This window comes from Ottowia thiooxydans DSM 14619 (genome assembly GCF_000422885.1).
Lineage (GTDB): Bacteria > Pseudomonadota > Gammaproteobacteria > Burkholderiales > Burkholderiaceae_C > Ottowia > Ottowia thiooxydans.
Genome location: NZ_KE383943.1, coordinates 351,155 through 372,788, shown reverse-complemented (window position 1 = coordinate 372,788; position 21,634 = coordinate 351,155). Strand labels below are relative to the sequence as shown.

19 protein-coding genes are annotated in these 21,634 nt (G+C 57.3%); 7 read left to right on the top strand and 12 right to left on the bottom strand.

Features of this window, described 5'->3' with window-relative positions:
* The first annotated feature begins 381 nt into the window (after positions 1-381).
* On the top strand, positions 382-2,121 hold the full coding sequence (locus G518_RS0130940; RefSeq protein ID WP_051237593.1) for a trypsin-like peptidase domain-containing protein: 1,740 nt from the start codon (positions 382-384) through the stop codon (positions 2,119-2,121).
* Here G518_RS0130940 and G518_RS0130935 read toward each other — a convergent pair.
* From G518_RS0130935 to G518_RS37800, 6 genes are all read right to left on the bottom strand, one after another.
* On the bottom strand, positions 2,118-2,705 hold the full coding sequence (locus tag G518_RS0130935) for a nucleotidyltransferase family protein (RefSeq protein WP_028605774.1): 588 nt from the start codon (positions 2,703-2,705) through the stop codon (positions 2,118-2,120). The genes G518_RS0130940 and G518_RS0130935 overlap by 4 nt on opposite strands.
* 125 nt (positions 2,706-2,830) lie before the next feature.
* Positions 2,831-3,847: a phosphoglycerate dehydrogenase gene (locus tag G518_RS0130930; RefSeq protein WP_036596638.1), complete on the bottom strand. Its 1,017-nt coding sequence runs from the start codon at positions 3,845-3,847 to the stop codon at positions 2,831-2,833.
* 2 nt (positions 3,848-3,849) lie between these two features.
* Complete coding sequence (locus G518_RS0130925) at positions 3,850-4,854, bottom strand: Bug family tripartite tricarboxylate transporter substrate binding protein (RefSeq protein ID WP_028605772.1); 1,005 nt, start codon at positions 4,852-4,854, stop codon at positions 3,850-3,852.
* Positions 4,855-4,885: 31 nt separating this feature from the next.
* Positions 4,886-5,428, bottom strand: a complete 543-nt coding sequence (locus tag G518_RS38960; protein WP_156909611.1) for a 3-isopropylmalate dehydratase small subunit — start codon at positions 5,426-5,428, stop codon at positions 4,886-4,888.
* Position 5,429: 1 nt separating this feature from the next.
* On the bottom strand, positions 5,430-6,773 hold the full coding sequence (locus G518_RS0130915) for a 3-isopropylmalate dehydratase large subunit (RefSeq protein WP_028605771.1): 1,344 nt from the start codon (positions 6,771-6,773) through the stop codon (positions 5,430-5,432).
* 181 nt (positions 6,774-6,954) lie between these two features.
* On the bottom strand, positions 6,955-7,854 hold the full coding sequence (locus tag G518_RS37800; RefSeq protein ID WP_051237590.1) for a LysR family transcriptional regulator: 900 nt from the start codon (positions 7,852-7,854) through the stop codon (positions 6,955-6,957).
* Between the two features lie 242 nt (positions 7,855-8,096).
* On the opposite strand from G518_RS37800, the gene G518_RS37795 reads away from it, so the two are divergent.
* Positions 8,097-9,395 (top strand): hypothetical protein, encoded by a 1,299-nt coding sequence (locus tag G518_RS37795; protein ID WP_051237589.1) that lies wholly within the window; start codon positions 8,097-8,099, stop codon positions 9,393-9,395.
* Positions 9,396-9,476: 81 nt separating this feature from the next.
* On the top strand, positions 9,477-11,606 hold the full coding sequence (locus G518_RS37790) for a TonB-dependent receptor domain-containing protein (protein WP_036596635.1): 2,130 nt from the start codon (positions 9,477-9,479) through the stop codon (positions 11,604-11,606).
* Positions 11,607-11,820: 214 nt separating this feature from the next.
* On the opposite strand, the gene G518_RS38955 is transcribed toward G518_RS37790, so the two are convergent.
* The 3 genes from G518_RS38955 to tilS all read right to left on the bottom strand — a co-directional run bounded on the left by G518_RS38955 (position 11,821) and on the right by tilS (position 15,801).
* Positions 11,821-13,125, bottom strand: coding sequence for an alpha/beta hydrolase family protein (locus G518_RS38955; RefSeq protein WP_051237588.1), 1,305 nt, complete (start codon positions 13,123-13,125; stop codon positions 11,821-11,823).
* 230 nt (positions 13,126-13,355) lie between these two features.
* Positions 13,356-14,624: an aspartate kinase gene (locus G518_RS0130890; RefSeq protein WP_028605770.1), complete on the bottom strand. Its 1,269-nt coding sequence runs from the start codon at positions 14,622-14,624 to the stop codon at positions 13,356-13,358.
* A gap of 160 nt (positions 14,625-14,784) precedes the next feature.
* Positions 14,785-15,801 carry a tRNA lysidine(34) synthetase TilS gene (gene tilS / locus G518_RS0130885; protein ID WP_051237587.1) on the bottom strand — a complete coding sequence of 339 codons (1,017 nt, stop codon included), beginning with the start codon at positions 15,799-15,801 and terminating at the stop codon, positions 14,785-14,787.
* 158 nt (positions 15,802-15,959) lie between these two features.
* Here tilS and G518_RS0130880 point away from each other — a divergent pair, with 158 nt between their 5' ends.
* Complete coding sequence (locus G518_RS0130880) at positions 15,960-16,214, top strand: YkvA family protein (protein ID WP_245598211.1); 255 nt, start codon at positions 15,960-15,962, stop codon at positions 16,212-16,214.
* A gap of 13 nt (positions 16,215-16,227) precedes the next feature.
* Here the strand turns inward: G518_RS0130880 and G518_RS0130875 are convergent, their stop codons facing one another.
* The 3 genes from G518_RS0130875 to cysS all read right to left on the bottom strand — a co-directional run bounded on the left by G518_RS0130875 (position 16,228) and on the right by cysS (position 19,492).
* Positions 16,228-17,202 (bottom strand): acetyl-CoA carboxylase carboxyltransferase subunit alpha, encoded by a 975-nt coding sequence (locus tag G518_RS0130875; protein WP_028605767.1) that lies wholly within the window; start codon positions 17,200-17,202, stop codon positions 16,228-16,230.
* A gap of 204 nt (positions 17,203-17,406) precedes the next feature.
* Positions 17,407-18,063 (bottom strand): DNA-3-methyladenine glycosylase family protein, encoded by a 657-nt coding sequence (locus G518_RS0130870; RefSeq protein WP_211231779.1) that lies wholly within the window; start codon positions 18,061-18,063, stop codon positions 17,407-17,409.
* A 49-nt stretch (positions 18,064-18,112) separates the two neighbouring features.
* Positions 18,113-19,492: a cysteine--tRNA ligase gene (gene cysS, locus G518_RS0130865; protein WP_028605765.1), complete on the bottom strand. Its 1,380-nt coding sequence runs from the start codon at positions 19,490-19,492 to the stop codon at positions 18,113-18,115.
* A 274-nt stretch (positions 19,493-19,766) separates the two neighbouring features.
* Here cysS and G518_RS0130860 point away from each other — a divergent pair, with 274 nt between their 5' ends.
* From G518_RS0130860 to G518_RS0130850, 3 genes are all read left to right on the top strand, one after another.
* Positions 19,767-20,324, top strand: a complete 558-nt coding sequence (locus tag G518_RS0130860; protein ID WP_028605764.1) for a tetratricopeptide repeat protein — start codon at positions 19,767-19,769, stop codon at positions 20,322-20,324.
* A 97-nt stretch (positions 20,325-20,421) separates the two neighbouring features.
* Positions 20,422-21,090: a peptidylprolyl isomerase gene (locus G518_RS0130855; RefSeq protein WP_036596633.1), complete on the top strand. Its 669-nt coding sequence runs from the start codon at positions 20,422-20,424 to the stop codon at positions 21,088-21,090.
* Positions 21,091-21,124: 34 nt separating this feature from the next.
* The gene (locus G518_RS0130850; protein WP_028605762.1) at positions 21,125-21,631 is read left to right on the top strand and encodes a peptidylprolyl isomerase; all 507 of its coding nucleotides are present in this window, start codon (positions 21,125-21,127) and stop codon (positions 21,629-21,631) included.
* Positions 21,632-21,634: the final 3 nt, after the last annotated feature.

Genomic DNA, 21,634 nt, shown 5'->3' with positions numbered 1-21,634 from the left:
AGAGTCTGAACGCGCAAGACCCAGTTCGCGGTCAAAAACATCGCGTATGAAGCTACTCGCCTCGACCTCAGCTTGACGCGTACCAAGGTCTTGCAGCATGTTATAAAACCCCTCGGAAGCGCCATAAATAAATACATATACAGCGAGGCAGTAATGCGTAGAGGCTATCGAGCGATCCTGGGGAGTATGTCAAGCCTTAGGGTTTCTGCGCGGTTTGTTCGGACTGCGGCCTGGTTAGCCCATGCCCTGGTGTTTGGGGCGGTTCTAGGATGTGGTGGCGACGGGGAATCTGAGAGGACAAGCGCAGTATCCGCGGCACCACCCTCCAGCCTCACGTTCACGGAATCTACGGACCCCCGCCTCCAGCAAATCCGAGAGGTCATGCGGCCTAAATCGGCCATTGCAGATTCATCCGTCGTGCGCCTGAGCACTTTTGAGAAATCAACCAACGCTTCTGCGAAAGAAGGCGCTATTTCGATCGGCTCCGCGAGAAACGTCGAAGCGACGATGCAGCCGCAGGAATTTCAAGCCAGGCTGAGCTGGCAATCTGGACCTGACGGGAAAAAAACAGCAAGCCTCACTATTGAATCACCTGCTGCTCAGGGCATACGCCTTGGCCTGCAGATACACATGCTTCCCATGCGCAGCGTAGTGCGCGTGTTCGGTTCGCAAGATGATCGTGCCGTGGAAATTGACAGCTCCATATTGGCGCAGACTGTCCAGAACAACCTGAATGCTGGGACACCAGAGCAGGAAGCGCGTCTGTATTGGCTGCCAACCGTCAAAGGGCCTCGCGTTACGCTGGAAATAGATCTTCCTGCAGACATTCCGCGTTCTGCGCTGGTGCTGTCGGTTCCTCAGCTCGTCCATTTTTGGAGACTCCCCGAGGATGCCGACCCGGATATGAACATCACAAAAGCAGCTACAGCGAGCTGCCATGTCGATGCCTCCTGCAGCCGTGAATTTGATACTGCTGCCAAGTCGGTGGCTCGCATGAGCTATATAGATGCAGGAGCCGCCTACTATTGCAGCGGCGCCCTCATCGCAGATTCCGCGGGCACGCGTACCCCCTATTTTTTAAGCGCCGCTCACTGTATTTCAACCCAAGCTGTTGCCTCCACATTGGAGACAACCTGGTTTTATAGATCCGCCAGTTGTGGATCTTCGGTGGTCAACTCCCAAGTACGCCACTTGGTTGGCGGTGCATCACTCCTGTTCGTGAACGGCTCAACGGACACCGTACTCTTGCGTCTGAACTCAACGCCTCCTGATGGAGTCTATTTTGCGGAGTGGGACGCCACTCCCCCTCAGCGCCTGGACTCTGTGACCGGCATACACCACCCCGGGGGAGATCTGCTGAAAATCTCCGAGGGATACTTGAAGGACTTTTTAATTTGCACCGCAACCAGCATGGGGGTCTCTTGCACTGAGTCAAACGTATCGACAGGAAAATTCTTGAACATCAACTGGCTCTCCGGGACAACCGAAGGCGGTAGCAGCGGCAGTCCGCTATTCAAGGAGAAGAATGGCAAACAGTATGTGATCGGACAATTGCAGTCACTAACTCGGAACATCTGCGCACTAACGCGCAGTAGCCAGTACGGGCGTTTTGACCTTGCTTACGAGGCAGGCTTGAAGCGCTGGCTTGGGGCGGCCAACTCTTCGACGCCGGAGGGCAAACTCACTCCGGTATTTCGGTTCTTCAACCCATCAACGGGCGCGCACTTTTACACGAACAGTGTGTTGGAGCGAGACTTCGTAATGGCCACCTACCCTGTCTTCATCTACGAAGGCCCGAGGTTCAAAGCGTTCTCTCAGACCGGGCCAAGCCTTGCCCCGGTTTACCGATTCTTCAACGTGCAAACGGGCGCTCATTTTTATTCGATTAGTCCCGGGGAGCGCGATTTCGTTCTCACCACGTATCCGCAGTTCAAGTACGAAGGACCCGCCTGGTATGCGCAGCCTCAAGCTGGCAACAATGCCGAGGAGGTATACAGATTCTTCCATCTTAAGAATGGTGTGCATTTCTACACAGCCAGCAAGGCTGAATCCGACTTCGTGCGTGCGACCTATCCTGAATGGAAATTTGAGGGCGGTGCGTATTACGCTTGGCCCAACTAGGGTACCTGGCCGTGCGGTGAGTCAATCTTCAACCAAGGCCACCGTTCCTGATAGCTACGCGCCTTGCCCTCAAACTGCCGGGCATCTGGGTACAGAGGATTGGGCCGCAACACCCCTGCTGCTAAATCATCCAACCCATCAGGTGCGTACAACTCGCCAGTAGCGACATCGATCCCTACGCGGGTGCATGCGACCAGGTAGCGATCAATGCCCTCTCGGGCGTGGCGCAACTGGGGATACGCGGCTTTGAACCGTCTTTCGTACCAAAGGTGCACTCGCGCCTGATTTCGCACTTCAATCTTCACACCTAGATCTGCAGTGGCCTTCAACGCGCGCACGATTACGCGGTCTTCCGCCTCCTCAGTCAGGTCTGAGTCATCGAAGTAAAAGACGTCGTAGTCATTGACGCCCCACTCCACAGAATGGCCCGAATGAATGTTCCACACGGCCTGGAACAGGCATCCGGCCGTCAGGTAGCACTGAGGAATATCCAGACCACGAAGGCGATCGAGCAGTTGTGCATTGACGGGGTTACGCAATGCAATTGAAATGAAATCGGCTGTGGATAACAACGCTAAGGACATCGCAAAGTTATACCAGCTCAGAGTGACCTGATTCGTAGCAGTAGAACGCACCAACGCCGAGGTCAGGCAGCCTGAGGCCCTACGTCACGAGTGCTTCATGTTGCGAGAACCTGTGGTCGTCTCAGTCATGGCGCTGATACAAAGGGCTGCGAAGTCCATGCACCGGGATTGACTACATGCCTTGGCATATTTCCGCGCAATCCCGCTATGACACTTTCAGCGACTGACATCGCCACACGTTCAATAGATTCGTGGGTGAATGTAGCCATATGGGGCGTCACCGTAATTCCGTCCACCCCAATCAAGCAGCTTTTGCTGCCCGCGCCTTGTTCACGGAGCACGTCTATCGCGGCGCCAGAAAGCTGGCCACTGCCAACCGCTTCAACCAGGGCTTGCTCATCTATCAACCCGCCGCGCGCTGTGTTGATGAGGTAAGCGCCTGGTTTCATTTGCCCCAACGTGACACTATTTATCAAGTCCTCTGTAGATGGATTCAGCGGCAGATGAAGCGAGACGATATCGGCTTTGCTCAACGCTTCTTGCAGTGAGCAATAACGAACACCGTACGCACGCTCAAAGTCGTGGTCGGGCTCGCGGCCCACCGCCAGGACATCCATGTCGAACCCCCGGGCGCGCCGCGCCACGCCCTTGCCGATACGGCCCATGCCGATCACCGCTATCGTCTTCTTCCAGAGTTCGGTTCCTGTAACGCGATCCCAACCACCCTGGTTCACGCCATTGGACGCTCGCGATACCCCTCGCATAGCTTCCAGCATGAGTGCAAAAGTAAAATCCGCCACGCTCTGGTCATTCGTTCCCGCGGCTGTGCTCACAAGAATACCGCGCCTGGTGGCAAAGTCGATGTCGACGTTGTCGTACCCTACCCCCGGCCGCGCGATCAGCTTCAATCGATTGGCTGCCTGAAGTACCTTCTCCCCCATAGGCTCCATTGCGAACACAAGAGCGTCTATGTCGTGTACCTGCTCCTTGAGCCATGCCTCATCAATCGGCATCGGCGTGTTCTTTATCACGACGTCGAGTTTCGCGTCGCGCATCATGGCAATAGCCGCATCGCAGTTGGCTACGCTCTTGGCGGTCACCAGCACACGCTGTCGGGCATCATCATTCAGAGTATTTCCCATGATTACTCCATCTTGATGTCAAGCCGGGTGAGTACCGGCTTGAGGCGTTTTTCTTCAGCATCAATGTAGTCGCTGAGCTCCTTGGCGTCTGTGACGCGCAGCTCTATACCCGCTGCGCTTAGTCGCGCCCGACGCACAGGATCTGCGGCCGCAGCGCGCATGCCGCGAAGGATTTTTGCTTTTACATCCGCAGGAGTACCTGCGGGCGCAGCAACGCCGTACCAAGACTCCGAAAGGATGCCTGGAAAGCCTGCTTCTGCTGTCGTGGGAACGTCCGGCAAAAGCGGTGAACGTTGAGTAGTGGTCACCGCTAAAGGCCGAATTTTTCCGCTTTTGACGAAGGGCACCTGGGGAGGCGTATTGACGAAGGACACCTCCACTTCACCACTCACCAGCGCCAATACGGCAGGAGACGCGCCTTTATAGGGAACGTGGGTGATCTGCGTCCCCGTCAGGTCCTTGAACATTTCCCCCCCAAGATGCGGGCCGGTCCCGGCACCTGCGCTGGAATAATTCAATTTTCCGGGGTTCTTTTTTGCATAGTCGACCAGATCACGTACCGTATGCACAGGTGTTGCCGCATTCACTGAAATCATGCTGCCAATAACGCCCCACATACCGATGATGTCAAAGTCCTTCTTGGCGTTGTAGGGAATTTTTGGATTGATAAGCGGCATGATCACATGCGTTGCCGGGCCGATCATCAAGAGGTTATAGCCATCTGGGGGAGAGCCGGCCACTGTCACGGCCCCGACGATGGTACCGGCTCCGGGCTTGTTTTCCGTGATGACCGCAGCACCATTGAATGCGGTCTTCAATCCTTCCGCGAGCTCACGGGTCAGCATATCGCCCGCGCCACCCCCGGCGTACGGATGCACGAGCCGGATCACTTTTTCCGGGTAGTCCGCAAGCGCGGAGATAGGCTGAAAAATGGCGGCACAGCACAACAAGCCGATGGCCATCCTAAGCCTGCTGGCAGAGGTGGACTTTGATTTTTTTTGATTCATAGTGTCTCCGTGGGTGAAAGAGTGAGAGTGGCTACGGCGATGGTTCGTGGCCGGGATCGATGGGCTGAAACTCCTGCTGCAAGGCGGCGACCAAGCCACCGGCGCGCCATATCGCCAGCATGCGATCTGAAAAGTGTTGTGCTTGAAGTGCACTACCGTCCGAAAGCTCAATACGCCCGGTGGCAGGGTCTACGGTGATGGTCTCGCCGTCTTCAACGTGCGCCGTAATCCCTGGCACCGTCAAGATGGGGAGCCCTTGCGACAGGGCTCGGCGCACGAAGCCGGACTCGCAGGATTCGACCACCACCACGGCAATGCCAGAGAGCTTGATGGCTGCGCTCACCTCGATGTGGTTGTGATGGGCAAAGTTTCTGCCCGCCACCACGATATCTCCGACCTGGACCTCCTGAGGAAACCGGGGATTGAGGCGCCGAAAGCACATCGACTTCAATAGCGGCGCATTGAAAGGCTTTCCAAAACCATCGCGTACCGCGGAGAAATCGATAATCCCATCGTCACCTGATACCTGATCGCCAAACTTCCAGACTCTTCCTGTCATGGCTGTTGAATTCATGTCAATCAGCCTCCGCAGCACATGCTGCCATGGGATCCGAGGCCAACAGCTTCCTCGGATCTGTGATCTCTCCACGCACCGCCGACGCCGCAACGGTCATGGGCGATCCGAGGTAGATCTGTGCGCTTTCCGCGCCATTCCGGCCCTGGTAATTGAATTGGTGAGTGGAGATGGAGTTTTCGCCTTCGCTGAGCACGCCGAGGTATCCCCAGCAGGTATTGCAACCAGGCGATAGCACGGTCGCCCCCGCCATTGCAAAGATCTCCAGCAGGCCCTCGCGGGCAGCCTGGGCATAAACGTTCTGGCTCCCCGGAGATATGTACATGGTGACATCCCTCGCTATCGTTCGCCCCTTGAGGATGGTGGCCGCGTCTCGCATGTCTTGCAGCCGGTTACCAGCGCAGGAGCCGATAGTGGCCTGGTGGACGCGTGTGCCTGCCAAAGTAGTGACGTCAGTGGCGCCAGTGAGCTCTGGGGGTACGGTCACTAGCGGCGTCAAATGCGACATGTCCAACTCAATGACTTGTTCGAACTGCGCATCGGGGTCACTGCTGACGCAGGCATAGTCTCGCCCATTAGCCCTTTCCTTGACGTACTCAAGCGCCAGCGCATCCACATCCATGATGGCTGTGTCTGACATGGTGTGGAATGTTGAAGCCAGTATTGTCTGGCGGTCGTCCAGCGTCAGGTGCTGCAAACCGGGGCCTCCGTACTCCACGCAACACTGCAGGAATTCTCCTGCCCCGTAGTCCCTGATGATGGATTGCACTACGTCTCGCGCAGAGACGCCCGGTTGCAACTTTCCGTGTAAGTTGATGCGCACTGTCTTGGGAACTCTGACCCAGTTTTCATCTTTCAAGAGAGGCACGAGAATGTCAGCCGACGTGGGAATATTGAGCGCGCCTACAGCGCCGATGCTGGCGATGTTGCCTTCGTCAGAGAAGATCAAGGAACCAGGTCGCGCGAAGCCTCGTTCGACCAGCACCAAGTGGCGCAACCCCGTATTGGGCCCAAAGAAATTCTCGACACCGAGCTTGGCCGTCAAGTCTTTGAGCAGCCTATGGGTGGCAGCATGCGCCGACCCAACCGCTGCCGATGGCGTATGGTCGATGACGATAATGGCCTTGTCGGGCCTTGCCAGCCGGGTGGCGCCAATCTTGTCCAGGTTGCTCTTGTGGGTGGGCCAGTAGAGCTCCTGAGTGACGACGTGATCGGGCACGCAGTTGACATACTCGCCAACCTCCACGTGCTCACGCGATGCGTGTCGCGCAATGATTTTCTGAGCAATGGTTTGCCCTCTGCGCGGGGCCGCCGTGGCGGGCAAAGGACTCAAGGCGTGGGGCATGGGACAGTCTCCTGGATCGACCGCATATTTCTTGCGGTTTCGGGTCTCTTAACCAGGAGGCAGTCTAGGTATTTGTCAGAACGAGGACAAATGAATAGTTCGTCGCAAAAGATGAATGGAAATCATCTTGTCAGGCATGTGTCTTTCAAGCCGTTGACAGGCCACCGCGGTAGCCAGATTTTCAGCAATCTGCCAGGCGTTTTTTCAGGAAATCCGTAGCACGCGCCTGAAGCCAGCTCTCCTGCTCATTGATCGGATCGTCCGTACGATTCACGGCACATAGCGTCCTTTGGATGCGAGGTGAATTCAAACGGAGAATCGCGACGCCGGGATTCGCCGGCAAGCTCAGCCGGGGGACGATGGTCAAGCCCAACCCGGCCCGCACCATATCCACTGCAACCGAGTTATGGAGTGCCTCATAGCGCCAGTGCAGGTGTTCCCGCGCTCGCCCCAGGGCGCCATCGATTGTTGTGCTGTTGCCCGTGGTCAGGCTGATCCGAATCATGGGCTCGTGCTCGAGCGCAGAACAGTCTACGCTGCCCAGTGTCGCGAAACGGTGGCCGAGTGGGCATATCAGCACGAAAGGTTCTTCGGCGATGACCTTTACCGACAGATTGCCATAACCCTGGTGCATGACCGAAATACCAAAGGCGGCCACCTTGGACTCCACCAACTCAACGATCTCGCGGGCGGCTGTATCGAATACGCGTACAAACGTGTCCGGCCACGTTTGACTGGCCTCAGTCAGCAATGGACTGACGAGGTTGGTGCACAAAGTGGGAAGGCATGCAAATGCCAGCCAGTCCGGTGCGTGCTGACCGTGCTGGCGCACTGCGTCGCAGGACATCCCGAGTTCGCGAACCGCTCTGCGTGCATTTGGCAAGAGGGCGCGTCCTGCGTCTGTCAGGGTGACATCGCGCGTGGTCCGCGCGATCAGTCTGACTCCCAGAAATTCCTCAAGCTTGCGCATCCGGTGGCTGACGGCCGTCTGCGACAGGTTGAGCTCTGCCGCTGCCAGTTGAAAGCTGCCGTTTTCAACTATGGCCAAGAACGCCTGAATACCGAGAAAGTCAATATGCATAGACTGAATTCAGATCACTAATGTTTAGTTGAATTGACCCTGGGTTCCCAGAGGCTAACTGGTTTGAGCCAGAACGCCACAGCAGCGGTTTGCGGACGATCTGCTGTTAATAGTTTGCCTCAGCTTCAGACTTCAAGCAGATGCCTTGGCTAGGGCCGCCCAAGAAAAAGGCAACTTTCCTTGATCCCCCAAGTTACATGTGATGTGATAACATAACATTTCACACAAGGGAGATATAAGACATGAGAGGTTCATTAGTACGCTGGAAAAGAGCTGTTCTGGTCGCGGCCTGCGCAGGAGCGCTAGCCGCCTGCGGTGGGGGCAGCAGCGATGTACAAGACGTGGGTGGTGGAGATCACGGCCATGATCCCGATCACGGGCACGTAGAAACCGCTGGCCGCCTGGTGGTGCTTGAGCCCGGTAGCAACCAGGTACACGTGATCGACCTGGACGCCGGCAGCGTCATGCAGAGCTACATTGCAGACGGCACACCTTCAGCCGTTTATGCCAGCCCTGATCGCCGCTACGCCGTGGTTTTTCAAGCCACGCAAAATCAGGTTCAGTTCGTCGACGGCGGGATCTATCAGGAACCGCATGCAGACCATATGGATGATAAAAAGGAGTCGCCTAGGTTGATGAACACACGGCTCAGTGGCGTACGGCCTTCGCACTATGAGAGCCATGGTGAACTCGCCGCCGTGTTCTTTGATGGCAACGCGGCCACCAACGCCAATGCATCGATCGCTTTGCTTAGCGATGAAAGTATTGGCAAACCCAGCGTGACGCTGGCCACACAGGGTCTTAGCTCTCCCATGCATGGCACTGCCGAACCGCGTGGCGACTGGCTGCTAACCACATGGAAAGCGCCAGAAACCGCGGGCACAACCCCTACACATGTCGAGTTGTATGAGCGCCATGGCGACCACTTTCACCAGGCCAAACGCTTCGAGCAGGAATGCCCCGGCTTGCACGGCAGCTACTCCAACACCAACTACACGGCATTTGGGTGCAGCGATGGCGTGCTAGTGATACGCCAGGCGGGCCAGGAATTCACCGCACAGAAAATCCCCAACCCAGCAAGTATGGCTAGCGGTGTGCGCATTAGCACCATCATCGGGAATGACCACATGACAAGCTTTGTGGGCATAGGCAGCGGCGGCAATATGTTTGAGATCGACCCGGTTGCCGGGGCAATCAAGCGTATTGATTGGGCCGAGGGCCGTGTGCGCCGGGCGCACGCGCTGGATGCAGAGGGTGCGAGCTTGCTGGTACTCGATGATATTGGCACGCTGCACATCCTTTCGACCAAGGACTGGAGCAAGCGCGCTGCGCTGACCAGCGTGATCTCCAGCATGCCGACGGCTGCGCCTTACCCTGCCCTGGCCGTGAGCGCCAACGACGACAAGGTATGGATCAGCGATCCACAAGGGCGGCGCCTGCACGCCGTGGATATAGGCGATGCCGCCGTGAAGGGTTCAGTCGCACTGAATTTCAACCCCGGTGGTTTGACGTGGCTGGGCATCTCGGCTCACGCGCACTGATTCAAACCCGGCTTTAGCGATTTAAGAAAACGCCCACCACCCCGGGCGTTTTCTCTGTTCCCGCACCCCATCGACTCGATCATGAACAAACCACCTTTCCCGCACCACAAGCTAACACTGGCCATTGCCTTAGCTGTGTTGCCGCCTGCGGCATTCGCGCAGGACGCCGTGGCTACCCCCGAGGCAGCTACGCCCACCCTCAACACTGTGCGCATCACCGGCACGGCGTTGGACATTCCGCTGGAGGAGTCATCCACGCCAGTTGAATTGCTGGATGAACGGGCACTGCTTCAGCGCCGCAGCGGCACGCTGGGCGAAACACTGGACGGCCTGCCTGGGGTGCGCAACAACAACTATGGCGCGGGGGCCGGAAGGCCTGTGATCCGCGGCGCAGATGGCGCGCGCGTACGTATCCTCTCTGACGGCAGTGAAGTGCAAGATGCTTCTACCTCCAGTCCAGACCATGCCGTGGGGCTGGAGCCCATGCTCGCGAGCGAGATCGAGGTTCTGCGCGGCCCCTCCACACTGATCTACGGCGGAGGCATCGTGGGTGGCGTGGTCAATGTGCGAGACAAACGCATTCCCACGGCGGTGCCGGCAAAAGGCTATACAGGTAGCGTGGAGGTCCGCTCCGAATCCAGCGCCCGGGAAAAAACCGGGCTGTTTTCCTTGACCACCGGCAGCGGCCCCATCGCGCTGCACGTGGAGGGATTGAACCGATCAGCTGGCGACTACGAAACAGGTAGCGGCTGGACGGCGCCTCGTGTGGCAGGTTCAGCCACGAAGACCTGGTATGGCAGCGTGGGAGGCTCTTACATTCATTCCAACGGTTACCTGGGTATTGCCTACAGCCGGTTACGGAGCAAGTATGGCCTGCCTGGCCACAGTCACGAGTACGAAGATTGCCACCCCCACGGCAGCTCCCTGCACTGCGGCAGCGACCACGGTCACAGCCCCGATCAAGGACCCACTCCTTCAGGCTGCCACTGGCATGGCAGCGAACTGCACTGCACCGGTAGTGAAGGCGAAAGCAACGAAGTGGCACTGGTTGACATGGATACCGAGCGCTGGGATATCCGTGGCGAGTGGCGAGACCCCTTGCCTGGCTTTGCGCGCGTCAGGCTGCGCGCCAGCCTTACCGACTACCGTCACGACGAGATCGACCACGGAGAAATCGGCACAACGTTCAAGAACAAGGCGCATGATGCCCGCCTGGAGCTGGAGCACAACCCGCTCACTCTGGGCCCAGGCACCCTGCGAGGTCTGCTGGGCGCCCAGCAAAGCCGGCGCAAATTCAGCGCGGTGGGAGAAGAAGCCTTTGTTGAACCCACTGTCACTCAGAACTACGCGGTCTTCGGCTTGGAAGAATACCGTTTGGGTGACTGGCGGTTCGAGTTAAGCGGACGCTACGAATGGCAAGACGCCCAGCTCAACGGTACCACCCGGCGGGGAACAGTGAAGCACCACATGGGTTCGATTTCAGGCGGGGCAAGCTGGAACTTCACCCCTGGGCACACGCTGGCTGTGAGCCTATCGAGATCGCAACGTGCGCCTACGGCCGAAGAACTGTTCGCCGGCGGTGTCCACCTGGCGACCAACACCTGGGAGCGAGGCAATGCGCGTTTGAAGGCTGAGCAGTCGACCAATCTCGACATCAGCTTGCGCAAAACCAGCGGCGACACGCGCTACGAGCTGACAGCGTTCCATAACCGTATTGGCAACTACATCTACGCTGACACCACGGACCGCTACGAAAACTTCCGACTGGTCGACTACCGACAGCGTGATGCCAGCTTTACGGGACTCGAAGCACGAGCGAGCCATCAGTTGAACAGGCAGTGGCGCGTTGGCATATCCGGTGACCTGGTCAGGGCCAGCTTCTCGAGCGGCGGTAATGTGCCACGCATTCCGTCGTATCGCTTTGGGATGAACGTGGAATGGCGCTCCGGGCCATGGTCAGCTTCGGCCGAATGGTATAGAAACTTTGCTCAAAACCGCCTGGCCAGCTTCGAGACCCGCACACCCGCCTACGACATGGTGAACCTTCGCATGGCTTGGCGGGGTCAGCTGTCATCGGGTCAGGGCTACGAGTTATATGCAAGCCTCAACAACGCTCTGGATAAACTCGCCTTCAACCACACATCCTTCGTGAAGGATGCTTCACCGCTGCGAGGTCGAAGCTTGATGGTGGGCGCGCGGTTCAATTTTTGATTTCAAGGGCATTGAGCTTGTCCTGTCCTGAACCCGTCGAGAGGTCGAGGCGCAGTGCAAGGCTTCGACCTCAAAAAATCCGTTCGCGCTGAGCTTGTCGAAGGGTCGAAGCGTTGCGCAAGGCTTCGACAAGCTCAGCCCGAACGGTTTCAATGCTTGACTGGAACCACGGAAGCTCAGGGGGTGTGAACGGTTCATACACCGCCGTGGTGGATCAATACGGTTCCAATTTTTTTAAGTAATCGCTGACCGCCGATTCCCAAAGAACCGGTTGGGCAACGATGTCGTGTCCGCTAGCACCGTGCAGTGGATCGAAGCTCACAAAGCTTCCCTTACCGCCTTCCGCTATGAATGCATCGAAATTCTTACGGCTGTGGCGCAGCGAATAGAAGGGGTCTTGAGACCCGTACAGCCAAAGCATAGGGCGGGGAAATACCGCGCCACGACGAAAAGATACGGGGTTGACCTTGTCAGCATCCGCGCAGCGATCACCGACCCAGCCTCCTACGAAGTTGAGTACACCGAGAAATTTCAGCTCTGGTCGCGTACCCGCGTAGGCGACTGAAAGAATACCTCCACGCGAAACACCTCCTATCAGCAGGCGTTGCATGTCCACATCGGGACGGGTGCGCAGGTATCCCATCACAACATCAAGATCGGCCATGGCTCGCTTCATGCCGGGTAGGGAACGTTCTGCCTCGCAGGCGTAGCGCGAACGATCGGGCTCGAAGCCTTCGTCGTAGAGCCCATCAGACTTGCCGCGCCCACGTCGCTGCGGGAAAACCACTTGCCAGCCTTTGTCAGTGAAGTAGCGACCCGCTTCTGGGCTGGCCCATGTGTAGGTGAACCATTCGGGCTTGTCCCCATTCCCTGTTGAGCCGTGATTGAACACAACGGTAGGGAATGGCCCTGGGCCCGGGGGCCGGTAAACCACCATTTCAAGGGTTTGTGCACGCCCCTGCTCTGACCAGGGTGTCGGTACGCGCTCGACAGTTCGCGCATAGGGAAACGGCTTTTGCGTCAACACACCATAGCTGATCAGTTGCGTGACATTTCTCCAGAGCGGCATATCCACATCGCCGTCCTCGCGCAGGCGAAGCAACAAGATCGCGCCGTTGCTCAGTTTCATCTGAAGTTCATTGTTGACGAACTGTGCTTGCCCACGTTCAGTGACGCGCTGCGTGGTATTGGCGCCCGCATAGACCACCGTGGCCGCGTCGACCGACAATTTCTCAATCGCGATCTTCACATCGCACTGCGCGAACCGGCAGGCCCAGCCGCGCCAAACCCCACTCCAACGCGCTGCTGGGTTACCTTGCAGGGCTGGGCCAGGCTCTTCAATAGCTACATCCGGTGGCAGTTCAGCGGAGACAGCGCTTTCTGCGGGGCCAGCGCGAAGCTGGGAGATTCCAGGAGGCCAAGTGGGCCCGTCGTTTTGCGCTTGGGCCAAGCCGCCGGCCAGTAACAACGAGGCTCCTGCCAGCCACCGCGCCAATGCTCGAACAAACCATGGATGCATATTGCTGCCCCTGCTTTTTTATTCAAGATATCCTGAATGCAATCTAGCGCGTGCTAGACCCGATAAAGCATAGGGCAAAAAAACGGCCACTTCCAAAGTGGCCGCTTCTTTCTGCTGAGACCCGAGGCGTGCCTCGAGCCAATACAGAACTCATCTCTCACTGCGATGCTGAGGGCCCCTTGGCCTCCTCAGGTATCACTCAGGAACTTGGTTGTTCCGTCTTCTGGACCTCAGGCTGGAGCCTGATCCAGATCGAATGCACGATGCAGCGCCTTCACGGCAAGTTCCATGTACTTCTCGTCGATCACGACGGAAGTCTTGATCTCGGATGTAGAGATCATCTGGATGTTGATGCCCTCTTCGCTCAGCACGCGGAACATCTTTGCCGCCACGCCCACATGGCTGCGCATGCCGATACCGACAATGCTGACCTTGCAGATACGGGGGTCGCCTTCCACTTCAGTGGCGCCCAGTTCAGGCAGCACTTTTTCCTTCAGCAGATCGATGGTGCGGGCATAGTCCGCATGATTGACCGTGAAGCTGAAATCGGTGATGCCGTCTTTGCTGACGTTCTGGATGATGACATCGACTTCAATGTTGGCATCCGCCACGGTACCCAGGATCTGGTAGGCAATGCCTGGACGGTCAGGCACGCCCAGCACGGAAACCTTGGCTTCGTCGCGGTTGAAGGCAATGCCGGAGACAACGGCGTGTTCCATTTTTTCGTCTTCCTCGAAAGTGATCAGGGTGCCGGATTTGGCTTCTTCAGCGAGATCGATATCCCAGGGCGTGAAGCTGGACAGCACACGCATGGGAACCTTGTATTTGCCAGCAAATTCGACTGAGCGGATTTGCAGAACCTTGCTGCCCAGGCTTGCCATTTCCAGCATTTCCTCGAAGCTCAAGGTCTGCAGGCGGCGCGCTTCTGGAACAACGCGTGGGTCGGTGGTGTAGACGCCATCGACATCGGTGTAGATCAGCGCTTCAGCTGCCTTCAAGGCTGCTGCGATGGCAACCGCTGAGGTGTCAGAGCCTCCCCGGCCCAGTGTGGTGATGTTGCTGCCTTCATCCACGCCTTGGAAACCGGTGATGACCACCACCTTGCCAGCGTCAAGATCAGCGCGTACGCGCTTGTCATCAATGCTGTCAATGCGGGCCTTGGTATAGGCGCTGTTGGTCTTGATGGGTACCTGCCAGCCAGCATAGCTGACGGACTGCATACCCTCGGCTTGAAGCGCGATGGCCAAAAGCGCTGAGGAGGCTTGCTCGCCCGTAGCGGCCAGCATGTCCAACTCGCGGCGATAGGCCGCAGTGTGCTTGCCCGGCGCCAATTCCTTGGCCAAGCCTAGCAAGCGGTTGGTCTCACCGCTCATGGCGCTGGGTACTACCACCATCTGATGACCGGCGCGCGCCCATTTAGCAACGCGCTTGGCAACATTGCGGATGCGCTCTGGCGAACCCATTGAGGTGCCGCCGTATTTGTGAACAATCAATGCCATGGCAAGAATAAGATGATCGAGCTCCAAAATCCGAGCCCGCATGGGCACAAGGAAAAAGAAGACACGAAGGAAAATCTGTTTTGGGCTTACCCCGCAAAACCCAGCATTTTAGCTACTTAAGAAAAGTGACTGGAGAAAGTCTCCCGGCGAGGTCCTGTGGTCATTGCGCACCACCACCATGAATAGCCGTGGGAGCGCGCCAAATCAGGGCAGCCCCCTCACGTTGGACGAACCCTGTACCGACCTTCAAATGCATGCGATGGCCCCGCGTGGTGCAGGCTGCAATCTGGTCCAGCAACTCCCCCAATTGTGCGCTGCTGGGCGTAACAGCGTACTGCCCCCAAAGCCAATACCGCAGCAAGTTAGCTTGGCGTGGTCGTGAAAGCGCCTGAATGGCCGTGATGCGCGGTGGCAGGCCGGCGCTGGTCAGATCATTATTAGCCACCTCATCGAGCACTTGCTGCGCTTGCGCCGCATGCGCAGCACTTCGAGAGAAAGTACTCCGAAACTGGGGGAACGCTGCTTCCAGCACGGGCAGAAGACGCATACGAATGCGATTACGGGTAAATTGCTCGTTGGCATTGCTGGGGTCTTCTATCCAGGTCTGCTCACGCAGCCGCAACCATGAACGGATAGCTGCTCCCGGTACTGTGAGCAGCGGGCGGGCATAGGCAATGCCCTTGCGCGTCCATCGCGCTGGCATGGCGGCCAATCCACGGAGACCAGCGCCCCGAGAGAGAGCCAACAAAATGGTTTCCACCTGGTCGTCTGCATGCTGTGCAATGACGACCGTGCCCACAGCCACCAGGTCTCCACTACCACTGGTCAGGGCATCGAATGCCTCGTAGCGGTACTCGCGCGCCACCGCTTCCGGGCTTTCACCGCTCGCATGGCGGGCATCCACCCGCCGAATGTGTAGAGGTATGCCCAGATGCGTGCAAAGCGCAAGGCAATGGCGCTCGAAATCATCGGCAGCGGCTTGCAAGCCATGGTGCACATGCAAGGCCACTACTTGGCCAGGCCAGTGCTCCACGCAGGCTAGCAAAAGCGCAGTGGAGTCCGCTCCTCCCGATAACGCCACAGCCAGCGGTAATGCGGGTTTGGTGGCTGCGAAACGAGCCATGGCCTCATCGACAGCGCGAGCGGCGATGTGGTCAGGTGACGATGAAGTGGACATAGCGCAGTAAAAGCGTGAACAGTTTCATAGAAAACGGTCTAAGAGCCTATTTTCTAGGGGCGGTCTTGTCATCCCAATGAGAGGACCCACGTTAGTACATCAGACCGAATACACGGTACGAAGGACTTGTCATGTGGAAGCTGGGAAAAATTATCGCCATGTTCCGCAAGGAGCTACTCCTGGCATGGGCCATGCTGCGTGATCCGCGCTCGCCGATGGCAGCCAAACTGACCGTTGTGCTGGCTCTTGTGTATGTGATCAGCCCCATTGATCTGGTGACCGATTTCATCCCCATCCTTGGGTGGCTGGATGATGGTTTGATCGCTTATCTTTTGCTGCAAGCGGCCTTCAAGTTTCTCCCGGCTGATCTGCACGCCGCCCTCAGCTCGAAAATCAAGGCCAAGGCGGCTTGAGCCGCCCCGGAAATTAGCGCTCCGCTTTCGTGTCTGTGAAGCGCCCGTAGCTTTGCAGGCGGTCGTAGCGGCGATCCAGTAGCTCTTTGCCCTTGAGATCGCTCACCTGACGCCATGCGTCACCTAAAGCGCGCTTCAGGAAAGCAACCATCTGCCGATGATCGCGGTGACCACCGCCCACAGGCTCACTGACGATCTTGTCGATCAGGCCCAATGCCTTCAAGCGGTGCGCAGTAATGCCCAGTGCATCTGCAGCCTCCTGCGCCTTGTCGCTCGTCTTCCAGAGAATGGAAGCGCAGCCTTCGGGGCTGATGACCGAATAGATGGAGTATTGCAGCATCAAGACCTGATCTGCGACAGCGATCGCCAGCGCACCGCCGGAGCCGCCTTCGCCGATGATGGTGGTGATGATCGGAACTTCCAGTTGCGCCATCTCGTAGATGTTGCGGCCAATGGCTTCTGACTGGCCGCGCTCCTCGGCGTCAATGCCGGGGAATGCGCCCGGTGTATCCACAAAGGTGAACACTGGCAGCTTGAATTTCTCGGCGGTTTTCATCAACCGAAGCGCCTTGCGGTAACCCTCAGGCTTGGTCATGCCGAAGTTGCGCAGCGTGCGTTCACGCGTGTCTCGACCCTTCTGATGGCCCAGCACCACGCAAGCATTGCCGTTGAAGCGGGCCAGTCCGCCCACGATACTTTGGTCATCCGCGAAATGCCGGTCGCCGTGCAGCTCCACGAAATCAGTGAAGATGCCTTGTACATAGTCGAGCGTGTAAGGCCGCTCGGGGTGACGTGCAATCTTGGTGATCTGCCAAGGGCTCAGATCGGAGTAGATATCTTTGGTGAGCTGCAGGCTCTTTTTGTCGAGTTGCTCGATTTCCTCAGAGATATCGACCGCGCTCTCGGTCTGCACATAGCGCAGTTCTTCGATCTTGTTCTCCAGCTCGGCGATCGGCTGTTCAAAATCAAGAAATGTCTTTTTTGCCAAATTTTTCTCCCACTGCCTGTATGCAGCAATATTACCGGATGCCGCCAACTGCCTTTTTGTCTGGCGTCAGGGCCAATTCAGCTAGCCATCACCGAACCTACTTTACCCCGTCTGCCTGACTTAAAAACCATATTAAAGATACGGTTACTCGCCTGACAGGAGTGCCAGGCAGACTGCAGCGTTCAGCGAACTTTATCGTTCCAATCAGTACGCCACTGGTATGGGCTCCAGGGAGCGCCACATGTACCAGGTGGCCACACTGCGCCATGGTTGCCAGGCGTCAGCCACCTCCCGTGCATCGCTGCGGCTGACCGGCTCTCCAGAGAAATAATTAAGACTGATACCGTTGATGAGCCCCACGTCGTCCAGGGGCAGGACATCCGGGCGCATCAAATGGAACATCAGGAACATTTCTGCGGTCCAGCGGCCAATACCGCGAATGGCCACCAACTCGGCAATGATGGCCTCGTCTTCCATTTCGTCCCATTGGCCGACATGGATCTGGCCGCTGCTGAAATGCAGGGCCAAATCAACCAAATATTCCACTTTACGCGCAGAAAGACCGGCGGCGCGCATGTCATCAACTTTCAGCTTCAGAACACTGGCGGGTGCCATACGCTTAGGAAGGACTTCAAAGCGGTTCCATACCGATTGGGCCGCCTTAACTGAAATTTGCTGCCCCACGATGCTGCGCGCCAGCGTTACAAATGCATCGCCGCGCGATTCCAGGCATGCGTCGCCGAACTGCGGAATGAGTCGCTTCATCACGCGATCTTTTTTGGCCAGATGCTCGCAAGCTTCAGCCCAGTAGGCTGGCGTGCTAGGTCCGATTTTTTCCTTCTTTGAGGCCTTCACCGCCATAGGAGCTCCAGCTTAGCCACGCTCTTGGCACTTCTAATTTTCCTGCTCATCACGGCGCGGCCTCCCAAGTGGTACCAGTAGGAGAGTCCTTCAAGACGATGCCGGCTGCCAGCAACTCAGCACGAATGTTGTCCGCAGCGGCAAAATCCTTGGCTTTCTTGGCTGCCGCACGGGCCTCAATGCGCAAAGCGATGGCGACCTCATCCAGTGCAGCGCCCGCACGCAAGTACGCCTTGGGATCTGTTTGCAACAGGCCCAGGCAAGCGCCAAGCGCCTTGAGCAAGGCGGCATCCTGCGCTGATTTACCGCGATTGGTTTCTCCAGCCAGATCAAACAGCACGGCCACCGCTTCAGGTGTGCCGAAATCTTCGTCCATCGCTGCCTTGAAGCGCGCCGCGTAGGGGTTGGTCCAATCGATGAGTGCATCTTCGATGAGCGGCACGCCATCCAGCGCGGTATACAGGCGTCTCAAGGCTGCGCGCGCGTCTTGCAAGTGCGTGTCGCTGTAATTGAGCGGGCTGCGGTAGTGGCTGCGAACAATGAAAAATCGAATGGTCTCGGCGTCGAATTGCTCGAGAACCTCTCGAATAGTGAAAAAATTGCCCAAACTCTTGGACATCTTCTCGTTGTCGATGTTCACGAAGCCGTTATGCATCCACAGGCGAGCCAGCGGCACTCCGTGACCACCTTCACTTTGGGCAATCTCGTTTTCGTGATGCGGAAACTGCAAATCTGCGCCGCCACCATGAATATCGAAGGTTTCGCCGAGCAACGCGCAACTCATGGCTGAGCATTCAATGTGCCAACCGGGCCGCCCCAAGCCATAGGCGCTTTCCCACTTGGCGCCTTCAGGCTCGTTGGCTTTGGCAGATTTCCACAATACAAAATCGAGCGGATCCCGCTTGTCACCATCTACGGCGACTCGTTCGCCTGAGTGCAGTTCATCCAGCGATTTCCCCGAAAGCTTTCCATAGCCCGGAAACTTTCGCACGGCGTAGTTCACATCACCGCTAGGGGCCACATACGCGAGGCCCTTATCCTGGAGTTTTTGCACCAGATTGAGCATTTGGGGCACATAGTCGGTGGCGCGAGGATCATGCGTAGGCCGTCCAACGCCGAGCGCATCGAAATCACGATACATCTCTGCGATCATGCGGTCAGTGAGCGCACGAATGGTCTCGCCGTTTTCCAGTGCGCGGCGGATGATCTTGTCTTCAATATCCGTGATGTTTTTCACGAACGTGACCCGCAGCCCCGAAGCCTCGAGCCAACGGCGTGCCACATCAAAGGCTACTGCGGAGCGCGCGTGCCCAATGTGGCAGAGGTCGTACACGGTTATGCCGCACACGTACATGCGAACATGGCCGGGTTCGATTGGCGCAAAATGTTGCAACCCACGCGAAAGCGTGTCGTATATCTTCAATGTCATCGGAAATAAGCGCAGGGCGGACAGCGGTTCACGACCGAGGTGCTCAACCTGCCTAAAAAAGTATGCGCGGGAGGGGGTACGGCCAGCGACTAACGGGCATGGCGGGCCGCATGGCTACAATGACCCGCAGTATAAGGCGCACCTGAGGTGCGTGAAACTTCTTTGAACGCTCATTTTGGACGCTCATACCAAGCACCCGCCCATCGCCAGCATTTCCTCAGAGATGAATTCGCGGCTGTCCCCTATCCCTTCCCTACCGCGGTGGTTTCGCACCATGGTTCTGTTCGGCTGCCTGAGCGCACTGGGTTCTCAGGCCTGGGCAGACGAATACACCGAAGTCAATCGGCTGCTGAATGCCGGACAGACCTCGGAAGCACTCGCGCGCGCCGACAAATACATCGCCGCCAACCCGCGCGATCCGCAAATGCGGTTCGTCAGGAGCCAGGTTCTGCAGAAAAGCGGCCGCTCCGGTGACGCCGAAGCGGTGCTGACCCAACTCACTCAGGACTATCCGGAACTGGCTGAACCCTGGAACAATCTGGCCGTGCTCCATGCGGGGCGAGGCGAATTGGAAAAGGCTCGTGCAGCCCTCGAAATTGCCGTGCGCCAAGATCCAAACTACGCCACGGCGCTAGAAAACCTGGGCGACGTGCAGGCTCGCCTGGCAAGCCAGTCGTATGAAAAGGCGCGCAAGCTCAATGGCGACAATCCTCGCCTGGGCCCCAAGATTGAAGCGCTGGACACCATGCTACGCATCGGCAGCTCCAGCGCCACCCCGGCCGCACCCGAAACCAGCCCCGCAAGACCGCACAGGCGGTTGCGTGGCGGCTGAAGGCTTACTGCTCGTTTTAGCGGTCGCAGGAACTTGCGGCCCTATAAAAGAACCAAGTGACACCTACATCTTTTAGCTGTTTTTCAGGAGTTCATACATGTTGATTTCCAGAAGGCGCACCGCAGCCTTGGCTGCCGCCCTATCCCTGTCTGTGGCTCTTCCCGCAATGGCCGCCAGTGCGCCGAAAGTGAAGTTCGTCACCTCAGAAGGTGAGTTCGTGATCGAGGTTTACCCAGACAAAGCACCCAAAACTGTTGAAAACTTCCTTCAGTACGTCAAAGACAAGTTCTACGACGGCACCATCTTTCACCGCGTGATTCCTAGTTTCATGGTGCAAGGCGGCGGCTTCGATAAGGATTACAAGCAAAAACCTACGCGCCCAGCCATCGCGCACGAAGGCCGCGATGCGCTTGCCAAGGGCCTGCGAAACGCAGTGGGCACCGTGGCCATGGCACGCACTGGCGACCCGCATTCGGCCAGTTCGCAATTCTTTATCAACGTGGTGGACAACGCCCGTCTTGATCCAGTCCTCATTCCCGCGGGTGACCCGGTCACCTTTGAGTATCAGGGCCAAATCCACAAGGATATTCCTCGCAAGAACGCCATCAACCATTCGCAGCTTTGGGGCTACACCGTGTTCGGCAAAGTCGTGAGCGGCATGGATACGGTTGAGAAAATTCGCAATACCCCTACTGGCCCCGGTGGCCAGTTCCCAACGGATGTTCCCAAAAAGATGGTGATGATTGAATCCGCGAGAATTCAATAATCTTTCGAATCAACCAAGAGAAAACGTAAAAAAAATGTCTAACCCCCAAGTCGAACTGCACATTGCCGGCCGCGGCGTCATCACCATTGAATTGGATGAAGCCAAAGCGCCTAAATCGTCCGCCAACTTCCTCTCCTACGTCAAGAGCGGCCACTATGACAACACGGTGTTCCACCGCGTCATCCCAGGCTTCATGGTCCAGGGCGGTGGTTTTGAGCCAGGTATGAAACAAAAATCTACCCAAGCTCCCGTGACCAACGAAGCGGACAACGGCTTGAAAAACGACGAGTACACCATCGCCATGGCGCGTACTTCTGACCCGCATTCGGCCACGGCACAGTTTTTCATCAACGTTGCCAAAAACGACTTCCTGAACTTCAAATCACCTACTGCTCAAGGCTGGGGCTACGCCGTGGTGGGTAAAGTTGTGAAAGGCCAAGACGTGGTCGACGGCATCAAGGGCGTTGCTACTGGCCGCAACGGCGGTCATGATGACGTGCCTAAAGTCGACGTGGTGATCGAGAAAGCGGTCGCGCTGTAAATA